Annotated in this window: 16 protein-coding genes; all 16 read right to left on the bottom strand. The window is 70.3% G+C overall.

The window, feature by feature from the left end; genetic code table 11:
- Window positions 1-5: 5 nt before the first annotated feature.
- A complete protein-coding gene (locus UG56_RS10795) occupies window positions 6-2,435 on the bottom strand; it encodes an MFS transporter (RefSeq protein WP_177191459.1) in 2,430 nt (809 codons plus the stop codon).
- A gap of 44 nt (window positions 2,436-2,479) precedes the next feature.
- Complete coding sequence (locus UG56_RS10790; protein ID WP_256206553.1) at window positions 2,480-2,932, bottom strand: MarR family winged helix-turn-helix transcriptional regulator; 453 nt, start codon at window positions 2,930-2,932, stop codon at window positions 2,480-2,482.
- 96 nt (window positions 2,933-3,028) lie between these two features.
- Window positions 3,029-3,784: a class I SAM-dependent methyltransferase gene (locus UG56_RS10785; RefSeq protein WP_045548317.1), complete on the bottom strand. Its 756-nt coding sequence runs from the start codon at window positions 3,782-3,784 to the stop codon at window positions 3,029-3,031.
- A 53-nt stretch (window positions 3,785-3,837) separates the two neighbouring features.
- Window positions 3,838-5,295, bottom strand: a complete 1,458-nt coding sequence (gndA, locus tag UG56_RS10780) for an NADP-dependent phosphogluconate dehydrogenase (protein WP_045548318.1) — start codon at window positions 5,293-5,295, stop codon at window positions 3,838-3,840.
- A gap of 43 nt (window positions 5,296-5,338) precedes the next feature.
- Window positions 5,339-6,379, bottom strand: coding sequence for an AurF N-oxygenase family protein (locus tag UG56_RS10775; protein WP_052693443.1), 1,041 nt, complete (start codon window positions 6,377-6,379; stop codon window positions 5,339-5,341).
- 85 nt (window positions 6,380-6,464) lie between these two features.
- Window positions 6,465-7,130 (bottom strand): DUF2470 domain-containing protein, encoded by a 666-nt coding sequence (locus tag UG56_RS10770; protein ID WP_045548319.1) that lies wholly within the window; start codon window positions 7,128-7,130, stop codon window positions 6,465-6,467.
- Window positions 7,131-7,195: 65 nt separating this feature from the next.
- Window positions 7,196-9,133, bottom strand: coding sequence for an APC family permease (locus tag UG56_RS10765; protein WP_045548320.1), 1,938 nt, complete (start codon window positions 9,131-9,133; stop codon window positions 7,196-7,198).
- Between the two features lie 114 nt (window positions 9,134-9,247).
- Complete coding sequence (locus tag UG56_RS10760) at window positions 9,248-9,673, bottom strand: Ohr family peroxiredoxin (RefSeq protein WP_218145191.1); 426 nt, start codon at window positions 9,671-9,673, stop codon at window positions 9,248-9,250.
- Window positions 9,670-10,461, bottom strand: coding sequence for an aspartate/glutamate racemase family protein (locus UG56_RS10755; RefSeq protein WP_045548322.1), 792 nt, complete (start codon window positions 10,459-10,461; stop codon window positions 9,670-9,672). The genes UG56_RS10760 and UG56_RS10755 overlap by 4 nt, the downstream gene beginning before the upstream one ends.
- Window positions 10,458-11,489: an NAD(P)H-quinone oxidoreductase gene (locus tag UG56_RS10750; RefSeq protein WP_256206552.1), complete on the bottom strand. Its 1,032-nt coding sequence runs from the start codon at window positions 11,487-11,489 to the stop codon at window positions 10,458-10,460. The genes UG56_RS10755 and UG56_RS10750 overlap by 4 nt, the downstream gene beginning before the upstream one ends.
- Window positions 11,486-12,490 carry an amidohydrolase family protein gene (locus UG56_RS10745; protein ID WP_045548323.1) on the bottom strand — a complete coding sequence of 335 codons (1,005 nt, stop codon included), beginning with the start codon at window positions 12,488-12,490 and terminating at the stop codon, window positions 11,486-11,488. The genes UG56_RS10750 and UG56_RS10745 overlap by 4 nt, the downstream gene beginning before the upstream one ends.
- Before the next feature lie 5 nt (window positions 12,491-12,495).
- The gene (locus UG56_RS10740; protein ID WP_045548324.1) at window positions 12,496-13,029 is read right to left on the bottom strand and encodes a 3-hydroxyanthranilate 3,4-dioxygenase; all 534 of its coding nucleotides are present in this window, start codon (window positions 13,027-13,029) and stop codon (window positions 12,496-12,498) included.
- Window positions 13,026-13,463, bottom strand: coding sequence for a RidA family protein (locus UG56_RS10735; RefSeq protein WP_045548325.1), 438 nt, complete (start codon window positions 13,461-13,463; stop codon window positions 13,026-13,028). The genes UG56_RS10740 and UG56_RS10735 overlap by 4 nt, the downstream gene beginning before the upstream one ends.
- Window positions 13,460-14,275 carry a 2-keto-4-pentenoate hydratase gene (locus UG56_RS10730; RefSeq protein WP_045548326.1) on the bottom strand — a complete coding sequence of 272 codons (816 nt, stop codon included), beginning with the start codon at window positions 14,273-14,275 and terminating at the stop codon, window positions 13,460-13,462. Before UG56_RS10730 ends, UG56_RS10735 begins: the two co-directional genes overlap by 4 nt.
- Window positions 14,276-14,295: 20 nt before the next feature.
- Window positions 14,296-15,750 carry a 2-hydroxymuconic semialdehyde dehydrogenase gene (locus UG56_RS10725; RefSeq protein WP_045548327.1) on the bottom strand — a complete coding sequence of 485 codons (1,455 nt, stop codon included), beginning with the start codon at window positions 15,748-15,750 and terminating at the stop codon, window positions 14,296-14,298.
- Window positions 15,743-17,518 carry an ATP-dependent acyl-CoA ligase gene (locus UG56_RS10720; RefSeq protein WP_256206551.1) on the bottom strand — a complete coding sequence of 592 codons (1,776 nt, stop codon included), beginning with the start codon at window positions 17,516-17,518 and terminating at the stop codon, window positions 15,743-15,745. Before UG56_RS10720 ends, UG56_RS10725 begins: the two co-directional genes overlap by 8 nt.
- Window positions 17,519-17,554: the final 36 nt, after the last annotated feature.

Raw genomic sequence — 17,554 nt, 5'->3', positions numbered from 1 at the left:
GCGGATCAGTCCTCGGGGTGGGAGAGGACGATCTCGTGGCCGTCCACGCCGTGGCCGGTGAGGCTCACGGTGCTGGCCGCGGGCGGGTAGCTGGTCGCCAGGACGGTGTAGTCGCCGCCGTCGAGATCGGCGAAGGCGTACGCCCCGTCCGCACCCGTCGTCGCGGTGCCGGCCACGTTGCCGGCCGCGTCGACCAGCGTCACCCGGGCGTCGGCGAGGGGCCCGAAGGCCGCCTTGACGACGCCGGTCAGGCGGGCGCCGGTGACCATGTCGACCTCGATCCGGGTCACGCCGGTGGCGCCGATCTCGATCGGCACGGCGTGCGGGCGGAAGCCCGCGGCGTTGACCGCGACCGTGGCCGGTCCCGGGACCAGCTCGTCGATGAAGAACGTACCGTCCGCGACGGTCGTGCCGGTGGAGAGCAGGTCGCCGCGTACGTCGGTCACGATCACCATCGCGTCCTTGATCGGCGCGCCGTCCTCGCCGCCGCGCACGATGCCCTTGAGGCCCGTGGTGCCGCTGAGCAGGAGATCGTACGCCACCGGCTCACCGCCCACGACCACCGTGGAGGCCTGCGGCTGGAAGCCGTCGGCCGACGCGATCAGGACGTAGGTCCCCGAGCCGGGCGCGTCCACCGAGTAGGAGCCGTCGGCGTGGGCGACCGAGCGGCCGAGCTGGCGCCCGGACAGCGAGATCAGCGTGACCGCGGCGTGCGGGACCGGGACGTTCCCGGAGCCGCGGACGAACCCGTGCAGCGGGGTGCCGGGGGAGGCGGGGGCAGGGTGCTGCTCCGCCACTCCGGCGACGCCCTCGGCGACCGCGGCCGGCCCGTCGATCGCGGCTGCCTCCTCGGCAGCCTGGGCGAGCCCGCCCCTGGTCTTCAGCGGAACCTCCTTGATGAACACCACGAACAGCAGCGCGAGGACGGCGGCACCGGCGGCGATCAGGAAGATGTCGGCGATGCCGTGGCCGTAGGCGCTCTCCAGCACCGACCGCAGCGGCTCGGGCACCTTGTCCATGTCGGGGATCTCGCCCGAGGTGCCCTGAGCAAGGGCGGCGTACTTCGGGCCGAGGTCCTCGAGACCGTCCTTGACGTAGTCGGTGACCCGGTGGGCCATCAGCGCGCCGAGCGCGGAGACGCCCATCGCGCCGCCGAGGCTGCGGAAGAAGGTGACCGTGGAGCTGGCCGCACCGAGATCGGCGGGCGCGACCTGGTTCTGCGTGGAGAGGACCAGGTTCTGCATCGTCATGCCGACGCCGAGGCCGAGGACCGCCATGAAGATCGCGACGTGCCAGTACTCGGTGTCGTAGCGGATCGTGCCGAGCAGGCCGAGCCCACCGACGATGAGGAGGGCGCCGACGACCAGCCAGGCCTTCCACTTGCCGGTGCGGGTGATGACCTGGCCGGAGACGGTCGAGGAGAGGAACAGTCCGGCGATCATCGGGATCGTCATCACGCCGGCCATCGTCGGCGACTTGTCGCGGGCGAGCTGGAAGTACTGGCTGAAGAAGATCGTGCCGGAGAACATCGCCACGCCGACGAAGAGCGAGGCGAGCGAGGAGAGCGTGATCGTGCGGTTGGCGAAGAGCCGCAGCGGGATGATCGGCTCCTTGGCCCGAGACTCGACCAGGACGAAGATCAGCAGGAGCAGCACGGCGCCTCCGACCATGGCCGCGGTCTCCCAGGAGGCCCAGTCGTACTTGTCGCCGGCGAAGGTCACCCAGATCAGCAGCAGCGAGACGCCGGCCGCCACGAAGAACGCGCCGGCCCAGTCGACCTTGACGCCCTCGCGCTTGATGACGGGCAGGTGGAGGGTCTTCTGCAGGACGATGAACGCGATCACCGCGAACGGGATGCCGACGTAGAAGCACCAGCGCCAGCCGAGGGAGTCGGCGTCGGTGATGACCCCGCCGAGCAGCGGGCCGCCGACGGTGGCGACCGCGAAGACGGCGCCGAGGTAGCCCGAGTAGCGGCCACGCTCACGCGGCGCGATCATCGCCGCCATGATGACCTGGGCCAGGGCGGTCAGACCGCCCATGCCGATGCCCTGGACCGCGCGCGCGGCGATCAGCTGGCCCGGGTTCTGGGCCAGACCCGCGACGGCCGAGGCCGCCACGAACAGGACCAGCGCGAGCTGCATCAGCACCTTCTTGCTGAACAGGTCGGCCATCTTGCCCCACAGCGGGGTCGTGGCCGTCATGGTCAGCAGCGAGGCCGTGACCACCCAGGTGTAGGCCGACTGCCCGCCGCCGATGTCGGCGATGATCTCGGGCAGGGCGTTGGAGACGATCGTGGAGGAGATCATCGCCACGAACATGCCGAGCAGCAGGCCCGAGAGCGCCTCCATGATCTCGCGGTGAGACATGTGGAAGCCGTCGTCGGACGCGCCTCCGGGCGGTCCGGCGTGAGTCCGTTCGGCTGTCGTCGTTGCCATGGACTTCCCTTCTGTAGTGAGCTCAGCGGGGGTTGAGCGAAGCGTCAGTTGCGTACGTGGGTGAGCGAGTGCGCGGGGCAGGCGAGGCTGTCGTGCAGCTTGGCCATGAGCCGGATCAGCTCGTGCACCTCCTGGTCGCTCCAGTCGCTGAGCCGCTCGGCGAGCAGCTCGGCGATGTGGTCGGCGAACCCGTCGAGCAGGTCGCGCCCGGAGTCGGTGAGACGCAGCAGGCGCGAGCGCCCGTCCGCCGGGTTGGGGGAGCGCTCGAGCCAGCCCTGATCGGCGAGGTACGAGACATGGCGACTGGTGACCGAGATGTCGATGGCGAGCAGATCGGTGAGCTCGCTGATGGTCATCTCGCCGTGCTGGGACAGCAGACCCAGCACGCCCGCGGACCCGGCCGGCAGGTCGGGCGGGAGGTTGCGGGCAAGGCCCTTCTTGACGGCCCCGACCTCGCTGAGTCGATGCATCAGGTCGCGGTAGGTCGCCTGCTCCATCATCGCCCCTCTGGTTGGTTGACTTTTACAACCTTATGGAGGATAGGGGAGCGATGCAAATTGCCACGCGGATCGAGACCGAAGTCACGCCGTGGATCAGGCGACGGTGCCGCGGGCCGCCCACGCGGTCGCGGTCACCGTGAAGGGGCCGTTGCCGAGCCGTCGCCGCGCGACGTCCTCGAGCGCCTTGCGGCCGGCGTCGTCGAGGGAGCTCACGTAGTCACCGGCGGGGCCTACGCCGAGCGTGTAGGGGTCCCACCAGTCCTCGAAGGTCGGGTGGGTGACGCGGATGACCAGGCCGCTGGGCTCGACCTTGCGGAGGCCGGCCTTCTTGAACATCTGCTCGAGGTCACCCATCCGGGCGCCGGCGAGAAAGGCCTCGTCCTGGGCCTCCGGGTCGATCTCGTGCACGCAGGCCCAGAACGGTGCGACGGCACCGGTGTCGGCGTCCCAGACGCACGCCGCGACGGTGCCGCCGGGCCGGGTGACCCGGATCATCTCCTGGATGCCCGCCTCCGGGTCGGTCATGAAGTGCACGACCAGCTGGGCCAGCGAGACGTCGAACCAGTGGTCGGCGAAGGGGAGCGCCTCGGCCACGCCGGTGTGCACGTCCACCCTCGCCAGCTTCCTGGCAACCGCCTCGATGAAGGGCGGCGACGGGTCGATGGCGGCCACCAGGTGGGCTTCGGTCAGGGTCACCAGGACCCGGGTGAGCGTGCCCGGCCCGCAGCCGACGTCGAGCACCCGCTGGCCCATGCTGACCCGGGCGAAGTCGGCGAAGTGGGGAGCGAGGGGTTCGGCGTAGCGCCCCATGAAGCGGGCATACCTCTCCGCCGCGACGTCGAACCCCATGCTCCAAAGTAGGACTGCCGCCGGCTGGGCCGACAGCCCCAAGTTCGGTATCTCTAGTGCGTCGAGGGTGTCGTCGCGATCTCCGAGCGGTCGTCGGACCAGAGCGTGTGGAAGGTGCCGTCCTTGTCGACGCGCTTGTAGGTGTGGGCGCCGAAGAAGTCCCGCTGGCCCTGGATGAGCGCGGCCGGGAGCCGGTCGGCGGCGAGCGAGTCGAAGTAGGCGAGCGCCGAGGAGAACCCGGGTGCGGGTACGCCCGAGGCCGCCGCGATGCCGACGACGCGCCGCCACGCCTCCTCGCCGGAGGCGACCGCGTCGGCGAAGTAGGGGTCGACCAGCAGCGTCTCCAGGTCGGGCTCGGTGGCGTAGGCGTCCACGATCCGGTTGAGGAAGCGGGCCCGGATGATGCAGCCGGCCCGCCAGATCTTGGCGAGCGCGCCGAGGTCGATGTCCCAGCCGTACTCCTTCGCGCCGGCCACGATCAGGTCGAACCCCTGCGCATAGGCGACCACCTTCGAGGCGTAGAGCGCAGCGCGTACGTCATCGACGAACGTGTCAGGGACCTCCGGCGGCTTCGGGCGGTTGGTCACCGAGGCCCGCATCGCCCCGCGCTGGGCGGGCTTGGAGGAGACCGCCCGGGCGAAGACCGCCTCGCCGATGCCGGAGACCGGGATGCCCAGGCCGAGCGCGTTCTGCACCGTCCAGACACCGGTGCCCTTGGAACCGGCCTCGTCGAGGATGACGTCCACGAGCGGGGAGCCGGTCTCGGCGTCCTTCTGGGCGAGCACCTCGGCGGTGATCTCGATCAGGTAGGACTCCAGGTCGCCGGTGTTCCAGTCCTTGAAGACGTCGACCAGCTGCTCCACCGAGAGCCCGCCCACCCGCCGGAGGAGGTCGTAGGCCTCCGCGATCAGCTGCATGTCGGCGTACTCGATGCCGTTGTGGACCATCTTCACGAAGTGGCCGGCGCCGTCGGTGCCGACATGGGTCACGCACGGCTCGCCCTCGGCCACGGCGGCGATCGACTTCAGGATCGGGCCGAGCGTCTCCCAGGCCTCGGCGGAGCCGCCGGGCATGATCGAGGGGCCGTTGAGCGCGCCCTCCTCGCCGCCGGAGATGCCGGTGCCGACGAAGTTCAGGCCCCGCTCGCGCAGCTCACGCTCGCGGCGGATGGTGTCGTTGAAGTTGGCGTTGCCGCCGTCGACGATGATGTCGCCGGGCTCGAATCGCTCGGCCAGCTGCTCGATCACCGCGTCGGTGCCCTTGCCCGCCTGGACCATGATGATCGCCGTGCGCGGCTTGGTCAGCGTCGCCACGAAGTCGTCGATCGTCTCGGAGGCGAGGAATCCGGCCTCGGGGTGCTCGGTGACGAGCTCCTCGGTGCGGGCGTAGGTGCGGTTGTAGACCGCCACGGTGTTGCCCTCGCGGGACGCGAGGTTTCGGGCCAGGTTGGACCCCATGACGGCCAGGCCCACCACGCCGATGTTCGCGCGGCCATTGTCGTTGTTCGGCATCGTGCTCCTCGGTTGAGTCGGTGATGCCATTCAACTCCGCTCGTCAAGCAGCGACGGTCGGTGGCTCGGCGCGAAAACGCGCCGGCCGGCCGTCGACGCCGAGCACCCGCCAGGACCACCGGGTCAGCGGCGTACGCAGTCCGAGGTTGTCGAAGAGCATCCGGACGTCGGCGAAGAGATGACGACGGAACGCGGCGGCCTCGGGGCCGGTGCCCCAGACCTCGCGGACAACCTCGTCCGGGAGGCCCATGAGCTCCCGGTCGGCACGCGACGGGATGATGATCGCGTCGGATCCCAGGCGCATCGCGAGCGGCGTGAGGATGCCGAGGGCCAGGCGCGAGACCGGGTTGAGCGACGGTGCGTGCTCCTCGAGCCAGGCGTGCGCGAAGCCGATGTGGCGGGCCTCCTCGGCGATGTGGATGGCCATGATCTGGTCCAGGAGCGGGTGGGTGCCGCCGGCGCGCATGGCCTCCTTCTGCACATGGTCGATCGGCTCCTCGCCGGCCAGGATGATCGCGAAGAAGAGCGCCGGGTAGAGCGCGCCGAGATGTCCCACGAGCGGGATGGAGCGCATCAGCCAGCCAGGTGCGCCGACGACGTCGGGGCAGACCCGGTTGGTGAACTCCTGGAACATCTGGATGTGGTGGGTCTCCTCGGTGAGCTCGTGCATGAAGTAGCGGAACTCGGGGTCGCCGTTCTCGACGCCCATCAGGAACTGGGTGCCGCCGAGGAGGAGCAGCTGCTCGAACTGGGAGCCGGTCTTCACCATCGCGGTGAGCCGGTGCCGGCCGACCTCGATCTGCCGCGCCCGGGGCAGCGACTGGTACCACGGGTGGGCGCCGAGCAGGTCGAGCGTCGGCAGGATCCAACGCTCGTCGTCCTCGTCGGTCGCCATCTCCGGAGCGTCCCAGTCGACGTCCTTGAACGCGTTGAAGTACTTCTCGACCGACGCCTCGGACAGCGTACGCAGCGTCTCGTCATACGCCCGGCGGGGCGCAGGCCGGGTCGGTGTGATCATCCGGACCGGGGAGCCGGCGACGGCACCCACGTAGCCACCGATCGAGCGAAGTGTCTGCACAACCATCCGAGCCTCCTTGCACGACGTTGATACGTCACCAAGGTACATGGGATTTGTGTACCAGGAAACAGGTTCGTCGCGTGTGTCCCGCTCAGCAGATCTCGGCGGCGAGCGCCTTCCGGACCCCGGCGACGAGGTCCTCCGGCGTCCGAGCCGGCCGGTCGAACGTCGTCCGCGCGCTGTGAGCGCCGTGCTCGTCGACCCACTGGAAATCGAACCCGTCCGCACAGAGGCCGGTGATCTGAGCGGCGAGGATGCTCTCGACCGGGATGTAGGAACGGGTCGCGACCGCCTCGCGGAGCTCGTTGCCGTGGTGGTTGTTGAGGTGGTCCTGGTTGCGGTGGATCACGCCGTCGTTGAGGTCGAGGTCGCGGTCGGTGAAGGCGTCGAGCGGGATCGGCACCGCCTCGCCCGTGGGGCGGACCAGCATCACGTGGGAGACGTCCATGACGACCTCCTCCCATTCCGTCTCGCAGCACGTGCAGGCATCCGTACGCAGCCACCGCAGCGTGCCGGTGAGCCGGACCGCCTCGCGGTCGCCGAGCGCGCCCTGGAGGACCAGCACGACGTGGCTGCCCCGACGGCCGGCGTACGCCATCCGCTGCTCGGGCGGGCACAGGAACGTCGGGCGTCCGCCGTCGTCGGCGAAGCCCTGCATCTCGAGCTCCTCCATCGAGTAGGGGATGCCGTCGATGACCACGTTGCCCCCGCGGGGGCAGGACAGGATGCTGCGGGCAATGCGGGGAGTCGACTCCATGACACCTCCATGTTTAGGTAAGGCTTACCTAAACATGGAGGTACCTGAAGAGGCAAGGGGTGCCGCTACCCGCCGACGTGCACCTGGGGCCGCCGCTCCTCGCGCGGCTCGGCCTTGCGGAGGATCTCGTGGGTCAGCGGCGGGATGTCACCCTCACCGGCCAGCCAGAACCGCAGCGCGTTGTCGGCGGGGGCCCGCTCCGACCACTCGAAGTAGACGTGCGGGACCTGGTCGTCGAGGTCGCGGACGTGGAGCAGGAAGGCCGCGATGGCGTTCGGCACGCTGGAGCCGGTGGCGCGCAGGATGCGGTGCTTGCCGACCTGGACGCTGGTGACCTCGACGAGCGTCTCGAACTCGCTCGCATCGGTGATCTCGACCTCGAGGAAGATCCGGTCCTCGTGGTCGCCGAGGTGGTTGTCGAGCTGGACCTCGGCCATCTTCTCGTCGTACTCGTCGCTGTCGCCGGCCTGCAGCTTGTTGGCGATGAACCGGATCGGGCGCGGGTCGGCGATGGAGACGTCGAGCACCTTCTGGGCACCCTTGTCGATGACCACGCGGTTGACCCGCAGCTCGGTGCTGCGCATGATCCGCGAGTAGACGCTGACCACCAGGATCATCACCACGAAGATCAGCGCGATGAACAGGCCCTCGGGCCGTTCGATGATCGTGACGCCGATCGTGTAGACGAAGATCGCGCTCACCAGCCCGAAGAACAGGCCCCGACCCCGTCGACCCCGGCGCCACTCGGTCAGGCTCACGGCCACCGCGGCGGAGGTCATCAGCGCGAGCACGCCGGTGGCGTACGCCCCGGCCTGGGCGTTGACGTCGGCGCGGAAGAGGAGGGTGACGACCGCCGCGATGACGGTGAAGACCAGGGTCAGCGGCCGGGTCAGCCGGGCCCAGTCGGGCGCCATCCCGTAGCGGGGCAGGTAACGCGGCACGATGTTGAGCAGCCCGGCCATCGCGCTGGCGCCGGCGAACCACAGGATGCCGATCGTGGCGGCGTCGTAGGCGGTCCCGAAGGCGTCGCCGAACCGCTCGTGTGCCAGATAGGCCAGCGCACGCCCGTTGGCCTCGCCACCCTCCTCGAACTGCTCGGCGGGGATGAGCAGGGTGGTGACCAGCGTCGAGCTGAGCAGCATGACGCTCATGATCAGCGCGGCTCCCGTGAGCAGCTTCTTGGCGTTGCGGATCCGCCCGAGGGGAGCCTCCTGGGTGTCGCCGGGGTCGCCCTTGACCAGGGGCATCACCACCACGCCGGTCTCGAACCCGGACAGGCCGAGCGCGAGGGCCGGGAAGACGAGGAGGGCCGCGCCGATGACTCCGAGCGGGACGGCGTGCTCGGCGGAGATGGCGTCGGTCCAGTCGGAGAAGACCTCCGGATGGGTCAGCGCCTCGATGAGACCCTCGACGGTGACGACCGCGCTCAGCCCGATGAAGGCGACGACCAGCACCACGGCGATGCCGATCGCCTCCTTGAAGCCCTTGAGGAACACCCCGCCGAGCAGGGCCAGCAGGAACAGGGTGACCAGCACCTGCTGGCCGCTGAGCGCGTCGTGGAGGAAGGGGTTCTCGATCATGTGCGCCGCGGCGTCGGCGGCCGAGAGCGTCATGGTGATGACGAACCCGGTGGCCACGAACCCGAGCAGGGCCAGCACCAGCAGCTTGCTCGACCAGTACGACAGCAGCCGCTCCAGCATCGAGAGGCTGCCGTCACCGTGCGGGCTCTCCTCGGCCACCCGGCGATACATCGGCAGCGCGGCGAAGAGGGTGATGAGCACCAGCACGAGCGTCGCGAACGGTGCGATCGCGCCGGCCGCCAGCGCGGCGATCGCCGGCTGGTAGCCGAGCGTGGAGAAGTAGTCCACACCCGTCAGGCACATCACCTTCCACCAGGGCTGGGTCTGATGGTTGGCGGAGACGTTCGACTCGCTCTCGTAGAAGCCTTCCGGCTCCGGCTCGTCGGAGGTCAGGAGCCACTGCCCCAACCGTGATGCGGCCATGTCGCGCAACTTTCTCGTCTCAGGTCCAGAACGACGCGCGAGCCTACTCGAACGGGGTTGCGCGACGCGCTTCCGACGGCGCGTCGCGCAGCTACCTGATCAACCTGCCCCAGCTCAGGACCGATGAGTCAGCGTCACCGGGATGTTCCCCGCCACAGCCCTCGAGTACGGGCACTTGCGGTGGGCGGCCTCGAGCAGCTCCTGACCGGTCTCGGGCGGGACGTCGGGCATGAGGACGACCAGCTCCACGGCCAGGTCGAAGCCGGCACCGCCCCCGCTGATCGTCACCTTCGCCTGCACCTGCGCGTCGCGCAGCTTGACGCGTTGTACGCGGGCGACCGAGTGCAGCGCCGAGAGGAAGCACGCCGAGTAGCCGGCTGCGAACAGCTGCTCGGGGTTGCTGACGTGCCCGCCCGCACCGCCCAGATCCTGCGGGATGCCCAGGTCCAGGTCGACGAGGGCGTCGCCGGTGCGTACGTGCCCGTTGCGGCCGTCACCGGTCGCCACGGCGTCGGCGGTGTAGCTGAGTGTCTTCATCATCGAGTTCCTTTGACGAGGGTGAGGAGTTCGTCCACTGCTTGCTGAGTTGCTCGCGCGAAGGTGCCTCCGCGCGAGACCGGAGTTCCCATGGCGCGTGAGATCGCGACGGACGCCTCGGCCTGGCGTACGGCGAGGAGCGTCGGGTTCGCCACCAGGGCGCCCGGCACCTCGACGTGGTCGTCGGCGCTGAGGAGGGCGAACAGGCCTCCGGCCGACATCACCACGTCGACCCCGCTCTCCTGGACCATGGTGCTGGCCAGCGAGACGAAGGTGTCCTTGATCGACTGGTAGGCCGACTCGTCGTCGTACGCCGAGACCGCCTGGTCCGGGGTCAGCCGGAAGGCGCGGACGTCGACCACCCGGGAGGACAGGCCGTAGCGGGCGATCTGCTCGCGGTGCCAGGGGAGGTAGACGGGATCGAGCGTCACCAGGCCGATGCGGCCACCCAGCATGCAGGCCTGCAGCATGCTGGCTTCGCCGTGGCCGATGACGGGGATGTCCACGGCGGTTCGCGCCTCGTAGAGGCAGGCGTCCTGGAAGTGGCCGACGAGGACGGCGTCGAAGCCTTCGGCCTCCGCCGCGACGATCCCTTCGACCGACTGGACGCCGCAGCGGAGCTCGCTGAGCCTGCCCAGCTGGGTGTCGGCGGGGCTGATGCCTCGGACCTCGTAGACGACCCCGGGGGCCGCGATCTCGGCGAGGTAGGCCTCCAGCCGCTTCAGGTAGGGCTGGTGGACCGCGGGGTCGGTGAAGCTCTGGTAGAGGATCCGGGTGGGAGGGGTGTTCATGCGTACCTATCGGGTGTCGGGGGCAGGTCCGGGTCTGCGAGGAGCAGGACCTTGCCGCGGTGATGGGAGCGTTCGAGCAGGAGATGTGCCTCGGCAGCCCGCTCGAACGGGAACGCTGCGTGGGTGGTGGGGACGACGGCGCCGCGTTCGTACAGCGGCCAGGCGTTCCGGACGAGATCGTCGATGATCTGGTCCTTCTCGTGGTCGGGGCGCATCCGCAGGCCACTGCCCGTCACGGTCAGGTTGCCCAGAAGGAGACGGGTGAGATCGATCTGGGGGGACGAGCCGCTCTGGTGCCCGATGATCACCAGACGTCCTCCCCGGCCGAGCACCTTCAGGTTCCGCTCCAGGTAGTCCGCGCCGATGATGTCGAGCACGGTCGCGGGCCTGATGCCCCGGTCGAGCAGCTCCTCGGCGAAGTCCTGCCGGCGATGATCGATCACCACCTGCGCGCCCAGCTTCTCGGCGAACACGGCCTTCTCGGGCGAGCCGACCGTGGTCGCCACCCGCACGCCGTACGCGACGGCGAGCTGCACGGCGAGCGAGCCGATGCCGCTGGCGCCACCGTGCACGAGCATCCAGGATCCCGGCTCGGGCGGCTTCGGCATGAACAGGTTCGACCACACGGTCGCGGCGGCCTCCATCAGACCGCCGGCATCGACGGTGGAGACGGGAGCAGGCACGGGTGCGAGGTGGGTCGCTCGCACGGCGACGTACTCGGCGTAGCCGCCTCCGGGGAGCAGCGCACACACCTCGCGGCCGATCAGGTCGTCCGGTACGTCGGCACCGGTGGCGACCACGACGCCGGAGACCTCCAGGCCGAGGATCGGGTCCGCCGCCGTCCCGGGATACGTGCCGGCCCGCTGCATCAGGTCGGCGCGGTTGACCCCGGCGGCGACGACGCGGACCAGCGCCTCACCGGCTCCGGGCTGCGGGACGGCTCGCCGGGTCACCTCGAGGACCTCCGGGCCTCCTGGCCGGCTCGCGACCACGGCCCGCATGTGGCCGGGGAGCGGATCGGCGGTCACGACGCCGGGACCATCCGGTCGGCTCCCAGCCAGGTGGCCGCGTTCCCGCGCAGCAGGAGCTCCCGGTCGCCGTCGCTGAGGAAGCTCGCCCTGCGTACGACGTTGCCGACCGGACGTTCCCCCAGCGGGTAGGGGTAGTCGCTGCCGACCATCACGTGATCGGCGCCCAGGGTGTCGACCAGCAGCCGCAGCGGCTCCTCCTCGAAGACCACGGTGTCGACGGAGAACCGGTCGCGGTAGTGCGAAGGCGGGTGCTCGGAGGTGCCGATGACGTCATGCCGGTGGTGCCAGGCGTTGTCCATCCGGCCCAGCCAGTAGGGGAAGGACCCGCCACCGTGCGCGAAGCAGATCCGCAGGTCGCTCGACACCCGGTCGAAGACCCCGCCCAGCACCATCGCCAGGATCGAGAGGTGCGTCTCGGCGGGCATCCCGGTGAGCCACTGCGCCATCCACCGGTCGAGCCGTGGTGAGTTGGGCAGGTCCCAGGGGTGCACGAAGACCGGCACGCCGAGACTCGCGCAGTGCTGGAGGAAGGTCACCACGCCGGCGTCGTCGAGGTCGCGGTCGCCGACATGGTTCCCGATCTCCACCCCGACGTGGCCGTTGGCCAGGGAGCGCTCCAGCTCGGCGCACGCGAGGTCGGCGTCCTGCAGAGGGACCTGGCAGAACGGGAGCAGCCGGGGCGACTCGGCGGTGATCTCGAGCGCGAGGTCGTTGAAGATGCGGGCGATCGCGGCCGCGTCGGACGGGGCGGCGTCGTAGCTGAAGAACACCGGGGTCGGGGAGACCACCTGCGTCTCCACGTCGTCGGCGTCCATGGCGGCGAGACGGACGTCGGCGGCCCAGGCCGACGAGTCGATCCGCCGGAACTCACGTGAGCCGATCATCATGACCGCTTCGGTCTCGCTCGTGACGTCGAGCCACAGCCGCGGCTCCGGGCCGGGGAGCTGCGGCCAGCCGGGCGGCACGAAATGCGTGTGTACGTCGATGGCCGAGGTCACGCGCCTCAGCCCTTCCCGGGGTGGAGAGCGTTGCACCGGCCGCACGTACGGGCCGCCTCGTCCTCGTAGAACGAGGTGAACACCGGAGGCAGGTCGGCCACGATGTCGCGCACCTGGAGCTCGACCTCGTGCACGAGCGCCGAGCACTCGAGGCAGTACCACTGGAACTTCTCCAGGGTTCCCTCCTCGCGGATCCGCTCGATGACCACACCGATCGACCCGGCCTCCGGCCGCTGGGGCGAGTGGGGGAGGTTGCCGGGCAGGAGCCAGGTCTCACCCTCCTTGATCTCGACGGTGACCTTGCCGTCCTCGGTCATCACGTCGACGTGCATGGAGCCCTTGATCTGGTGGAACCACTCCTCGTAGGGGTCGACGTGGAAGTCGGTCCGCTGGTTCGGGCCGCCGACCACCTGCACGATGAAGTCGTCGCCGGTGAAGATCGCCTTGTTGTTGACCGGAGGCTTGAGGTCCTGCTCGTGGTCGCTGATCCACTTCGCGAAGTTGAGCACCGGGGGGACGCTGGTGGTCGACTGAGTCATTTCGTTTCCTCCTGAGGGGTGGGGCCGGGCAGGTGGGCCACGGCCTGGATCTCGATGAGCAGGTGCGGGTGGGGGAGCTGGTGGACCGCGACGGTGGTCCGCGTCGGCCCGGACTCGTCGAAGTAGGAGCCGTAGACGTCGTTGTAGCCGCCGAAGTCGTTCATGTTGACGAGGTAGGAGGTCACCTGGACGAGGTCGTCGAGGTCGCCGCCGGCGGCTCGCAGGATGTCGCGGATGTTCTCGATCACGGCGGCCGTCTGGGCGCGGATGTCCAGGCGGGTGGTCCCGAGCTCGTCGACCTCGACACCGACGAAGGTGTTGTCGGGCCGGCGGCTGCTGGTGCCGGAGACGAAGAGCAGGTCGCCGGCTCGACGGGCGTGCGGGAACCGGCCACGGGGCCGAGCCTTGCTCTCGACCAGGAAGGCGTCGCTCATCGCCCACCTCCGTCGCCGAGCGGGCCGGCGCTGTCCGAGACGGCCACGGCCCGAACCGAACCGAGTCCGGGGATCTCGGCGCTGACGGCTCCCGGCCCAAGCGCGACGGCCTCGGTCGCGGCGCCCGCGAGCACCACGGAGCCCGCGGGCAGCCGTAGTCCCAGGCGCCGCCCGAGGGCGACCAGGCGAGGCAGGGTCCGCAGCGGGTGGCCGAGGATGGCCGCGGTCGTTCCTTCGGCGACCACCTCGTCCCGGGCCCGCAGGGTGACGGGGACGTCGTCCAGGTCCACCTCGTCCAGGGCACGCCACGGCCCGAGGACGAACATCGCGGCCGAGGTGTTGTCGGCGACCACGCGCGGCAGGTCGAACCGGAACCCGTCGTAGCGGGAGTCGATGATCTCGAGCCCTGCCGCCACTCCCGTCAGCGCCGCTTCCAGATCGACGTCCGGGTCGGCGAGGTCGACATCGGCCCCGACCAGGAAGGCGACCTCGGGCTCGACCCGCGGGTGGATGAGCGCGTCCATGTCGATCGTGCCGCCGTCGGCGGCCTGCATGCCGTCGGTCAGCTGTCCGACGATGACCTCGTCCACGCCCATCTGGCGCATCTTGGCCTCGCTGGTGAACCCGAGCTTGAGGCCGACGCCGTGCTCGCCGCGTGCGTGCCGTCGTGCGATCAGGGCCGCCTGGGTCGCGTACGCCTCGTCGAGGTCGAGGTCCGGCCACGGCGTCGCCGTGCCCACCGGGGTGACGGCCTGCTGCGCGGTGTCGAGGAGCTCGGCGGCCTGGGAGACCACGGGGGATGGAGTCGTCATGTCACGCCCTTCTGCCGCGCTCACAGCGCCACGCACACATTCGTGGTCTCGGTGTAGAAGTCGAGCGAGTGACGGCCGCCCTCACGGCCGATGCCGGACAGCCCCATGCCGCCGAACGGCGACCGCAGCTCGCGCAGGAACCAGGTGTTGACCCAGGAGATCCCGGTCTGCATCCGACCCGCGACCCGGTGTGCGCGACCGAGATCCGTCGTCCAGACAGCAGCGGCGAGCCCGTAGTCGGTGTCGTTCGCGAGGCTGATCGCCTCGTCCTCGGTGTCGAACGGCATCAGGGCGGCGACGGGCCCGAAGATCTCCTCACGGACCGGGCGGTCGTTGTTGGTCAGTCCTGTCCACAAGGTCGGCTCGATCCAGAACCCGCCGTTCAGGGGTCCCTCCAGGTCGGCGGCCCGCCCTCCGGTCAGCACCTTGGCGCCCGCCTGCTCGGCGAGATCGAGGTAGTCGAGGACCTTCTTCTGGTGGGCTCGGGAGATCACCGGGCCGGTCGTCGTCGTGGGATCCGACGGGGCGCCGAGGCGAAGCGCCTCGGCAGCCGCGACGAGCCGCTCGGTCACCTCGTCGAAGACCGACCGCTCGATGTAGACGCGCTCCGTGCACAGGCAGACCTGACCGGTGTTGGCGAACACGGAGCGCGTCAGGCCGGCGATGGTGGCGTCGAGGTCGGCGTCGGCGAAGACGAGAGCGGCGTTCTTGCCGCCCAGCTCGAAGGAGACCGGCCGGATGCGGGGCGCGACGGTCTTCATGATGCCGGCGCCGGTGGCGGTCGAGCCGGTGAAGGTGACGCCGTCGACGTCGGGGTGGCTGGTGAGGTGCTCACCGGCCGATCCGGACCCGAACCCGTGGACGACGTTGTAGACACCCTCCGGCACGCCGGCCGCGGCGAGCACCTCGGCCAGCACGGTCGCCGAGCCGGGCGTCTCCTCGGACGGCTTGACCACGAGCGTGTTGCCGCACGCCAGGGCCGGCGCCAGCTTCCAGGTCAGCAGCAGGAGCGGCAGGTTCCACGGCACGATCGCGGCCACCACACCCAGCGGCTTGCGGACGGCGTAGTTCAGCGCCTGTCGGCCCTCGCCCAGGTCCTGGAGGTAGGACTCCACCCCTTCGGCGCCCATGACGTCGGCGAAGGCGCGGAAGTTGGCGGCCGCCCGGGCGATGTCGAGGGCTCGGGCGCCGGCCTCCGGCTTGCCGGTGTCGGCGACCTCCGCGGCCAGCAGGTCGTCGGCTCGCCGGTCGATCTCGTCCGCGATGCGACGGAGCAGGGTGCACCGCTCCTGCACCGACGTACGTCCCCAGGGCCCGTCCAGGGCTGCCCGGGCTGCCCGGACGGCCTGGTCGACGAGTCCGGCATCCGCCTCGTGCACCCAGGCGACCTGCTGCCCGGTGGCCGGGTCGACGTCGGCGAACGCCTCGGCGCCGTCGGTGAACCGGCCGTCGATGAAGTTCTTGTACTCACGCATGTGCTGTCCGTTCTGTTGGTGCCGAAGCAGGAGCGGTCGGGCGCGGGCGCGGCGGCTGCCGGTCCCACGCGCCGTCGGTCCCACGGCTGCGAAGCTCTGGCTTGCGGACCTTGCCGTTCTCGGTCAGCGGGAGCGCATCGAGCCGAAGCATGAATCTGGGGATGGCGTACGCGGCGAGGCGTGGGCCGCAGAACTCGACGAGATCCTCGAAGTCCAGGTCCAGCGCCTCCTTGGCGACGACCGCCGCCATGACCTCGTCCTCCCCGAGCTCGGAGTCGACGGCGTAGACCGCCACGTCGGCGACCGCAGGATGCGCGCGAAGCACGTCCTCGACCTCGACCGACGAGATGTTCTCGCCACGCCGGCGGATCACGTCCTTGATCCGGTCGACGAAGCGCATCGACCCGTCCGCCTCCACGGCGATCCGGTCGCCGGTGTGGAACCACAGGTCCTGCCAGGCTGCGGTGGTGGCCTCCGGCATGCCGAAGTAGCCGGAGGCGAAGGCGAAGGGCTGGTCGCTGCGCAGCAGCAGCTCCCCGGGGGTCCCTGGTGGGACGTCGGCGCCGTCGGCATCGACCACCCGCATGTGGAAGCCCGGCTGCAGCCTGCCGATGTAGCCCGGTCGCTCCTCGCCGGGACGGGTGGCGACGACCGCGTTGGTCTCGGTCGATCCGTAGCCGTCGAGCAGCGCGACGCCGAAGCGCTCGCGGAACGGTGCCAGCAGCCGGCCGGGGGTCGCCGGCGACAGGGCCATCCGCACCCGGTGAGCACGATCGAGGTCCGACGGTGGCCGGCTGTCGAGGATGCCCACCATGGCGCCGAGCAGGTAGGTCACGGTGGCGCCGCTCTCCACCATCTGCGACCAGAACCGCGATGCCGAGAAGCGGCCCCCGAGGACGTACGTCGCACCGCTGACCAACGCCTGGCTGAACGCGTTGAGGGCGTTGGTGTGGAACAGCGGGAGACAGGTGTGGAGCACGTCGTCGGACCGGATGCCGATCTGCTCGCTGACGTTGCAGCCCCACCACCAGAACTGCGCCTGGGGGCAGACGACGCCCTTGGAGACGCCCGTCGTCCCGGAGGTGTAGAGGATCGCGGCGGGGTCACCGGGCGCGACCGCGGCGGGCGGCACCGGAGCGCCCATCGCGGCGGTCTGCTCGCCCAGGACCCACCTCGCCTGCAGGTCCGGGAGCGCCGGGAGGTCGTTGACGTGAGGTTCGATCTCGGCCTCGACGACGAGCAGTCGCGCCCCGGAGTTGGCCAGGATGTGGTGCAGCTGGCTTCCGCGGGCGGCGGTGTTGACGGGGACCGCGACGGCTCCCAGCCACGCCGCACCGAGCACCAGATCGAGAAGCTCCACCCGGTTGGAGGCGAGGAAGGCGACCCGCTCCCCGGCGATGACGCCGCGCTCTGCGAGCGCTCCCGCGGCGCGTGCCACCGCCTCGACCATCTCGGCCGCGGTGCGGCGTACGTCGCCGCACACGAGCAGGGGCGCCTCCGGCGTCAGGGACGCGCGGGCCAGCAGCATGCCTGGGATCGTGCATTCACGCAGCGGCATGTCGCTCGGTAGCCGGCGCGGGTCGTCCTCGGCCCTGGCAGGGGTCGGGACGTACGCCGCAGGTCCGGGTGTGAGGAGCGACGTGGTGAGGGGAAGCTCCTGGCCGGACTCGAGGTCGCCGTCCCCGACCAGACGGGCGACGACCTGCAGGTCGGGCGCGCACTCGACGGTGAGCAGCGTCGATCCGTCGCTCGTGCGTGTGCTGGCCACGACGCGGCCTCGCTCGAGGGGCCGTTCCTCGAGATC

It is taken from the genome of Nocardioides luteus (assembly GCF_000960475.2).
In the GTDB taxonomy this organism is placed as follows: Bacteria; Actinomycetota; Actinomycetes; order Propionibacteriales; family Nocardioidaceae; genus Nocardioides; species Nocardioides luteus_A.
This window is presented reverse-complemented; position numbering and strand designations above follow the sequence as displayed.

Excerpts from the sequence above, each read along its gene's own strand:
- UG56_RS10775 (WP_052693443.1), bottom strand. The coding sequence starts at position 6,379 with ATGGTTGTGCAGACACTTCGCTCGATCGGTGGCTACGTGGGTGCCGTC.
- UG56_RS10795 (WP_177191459.1), bottom strand. The coding sequence starts at position 2,435 with ATGGCAACGACGACAGCCGAACGGACTCACGCCGGACCGCCCGGAGGC.
- UG56_RS10755 (WP_045548322.1), bottom strand. The coding sequence starts at position 10,461 with ATGAACACCCCTCCCACCCGGATCCTCTACCAGAGCTTCACCGACCCC.
- UG56_RS10730 (WP_045548326.1), bottom strand. The coding sequence starts at position 14,275 with ATGACGACTCCATCCCCCGTGGTCTCCCAGGCCGCCGAGCTCCTCGAC.
- UG56_RS10770 (WP_045548319.1), bottom strand. The coding sequence starts at position 7,130 with ATGGAGTCGACTCCCCGCATTGCCCGCAGCATCCTGTCCTGCCCCCGC.
- UG56_RS10785 (WP_045548317.1), bottom strand. The coding sequence starts at position 3,784 with ATGGGGTTCGACGTCGCGGCGGAGAGGTATGCCCGCTTCATGGGGCGC.
- UG56_RS10740 (WP_045548324.1), bottom strand. The coding sequence starts at position 13,029 with ATGACTCAGTCGACCACCAGCGTCCCCCCGGTGCTCAACTTCGCGAAG.
- UG56_RS10765 (WP_045548320.1), bottom strand. The coding sequence starts at position 9,133 with ATGGCCGCATCACGGTTGGGGCAGTGGCTCCTGACCTCCGACGAGCCG.
- gndA (WP_045548318.1), bottom strand. The coding sequence starts at position 5,295 with ATGCCGAACAACGACAATGGCCGCGCGAACATCGGCGTGGTGGGCCTG.
- UG56_RS10725 (WP_045548327.1), bottom strand. The coding sequence starts at position 15,750 with ATGCGTGAGTACAAGAACTTCATCGACGGCCGGTTCACCGACGGCGCC.
- UG56_RS10760 (WP_218145191.1), bottom strand. The coding sequence starts at position 9,673 with ATGATGAAGACACTCAGCTACACCGCCGACGCCGTGGCGACCGGTGAC.
- UG56_RS10735 (WP_045548325.1), bottom strand. The coding sequence starts at position 13,463 with ATGAGCGACGCCTTCCTGGTCGAGAGCAAGGCTCGGCCCCGTGGCCGG.
- UG56_RS10790 (WP_256206553.1), bottom strand. The coding sequence starts at position 2,932 with ATGGAGCAGGCGACCTACCGCGACCTGATGCATCGACTCAGCGAGGTC.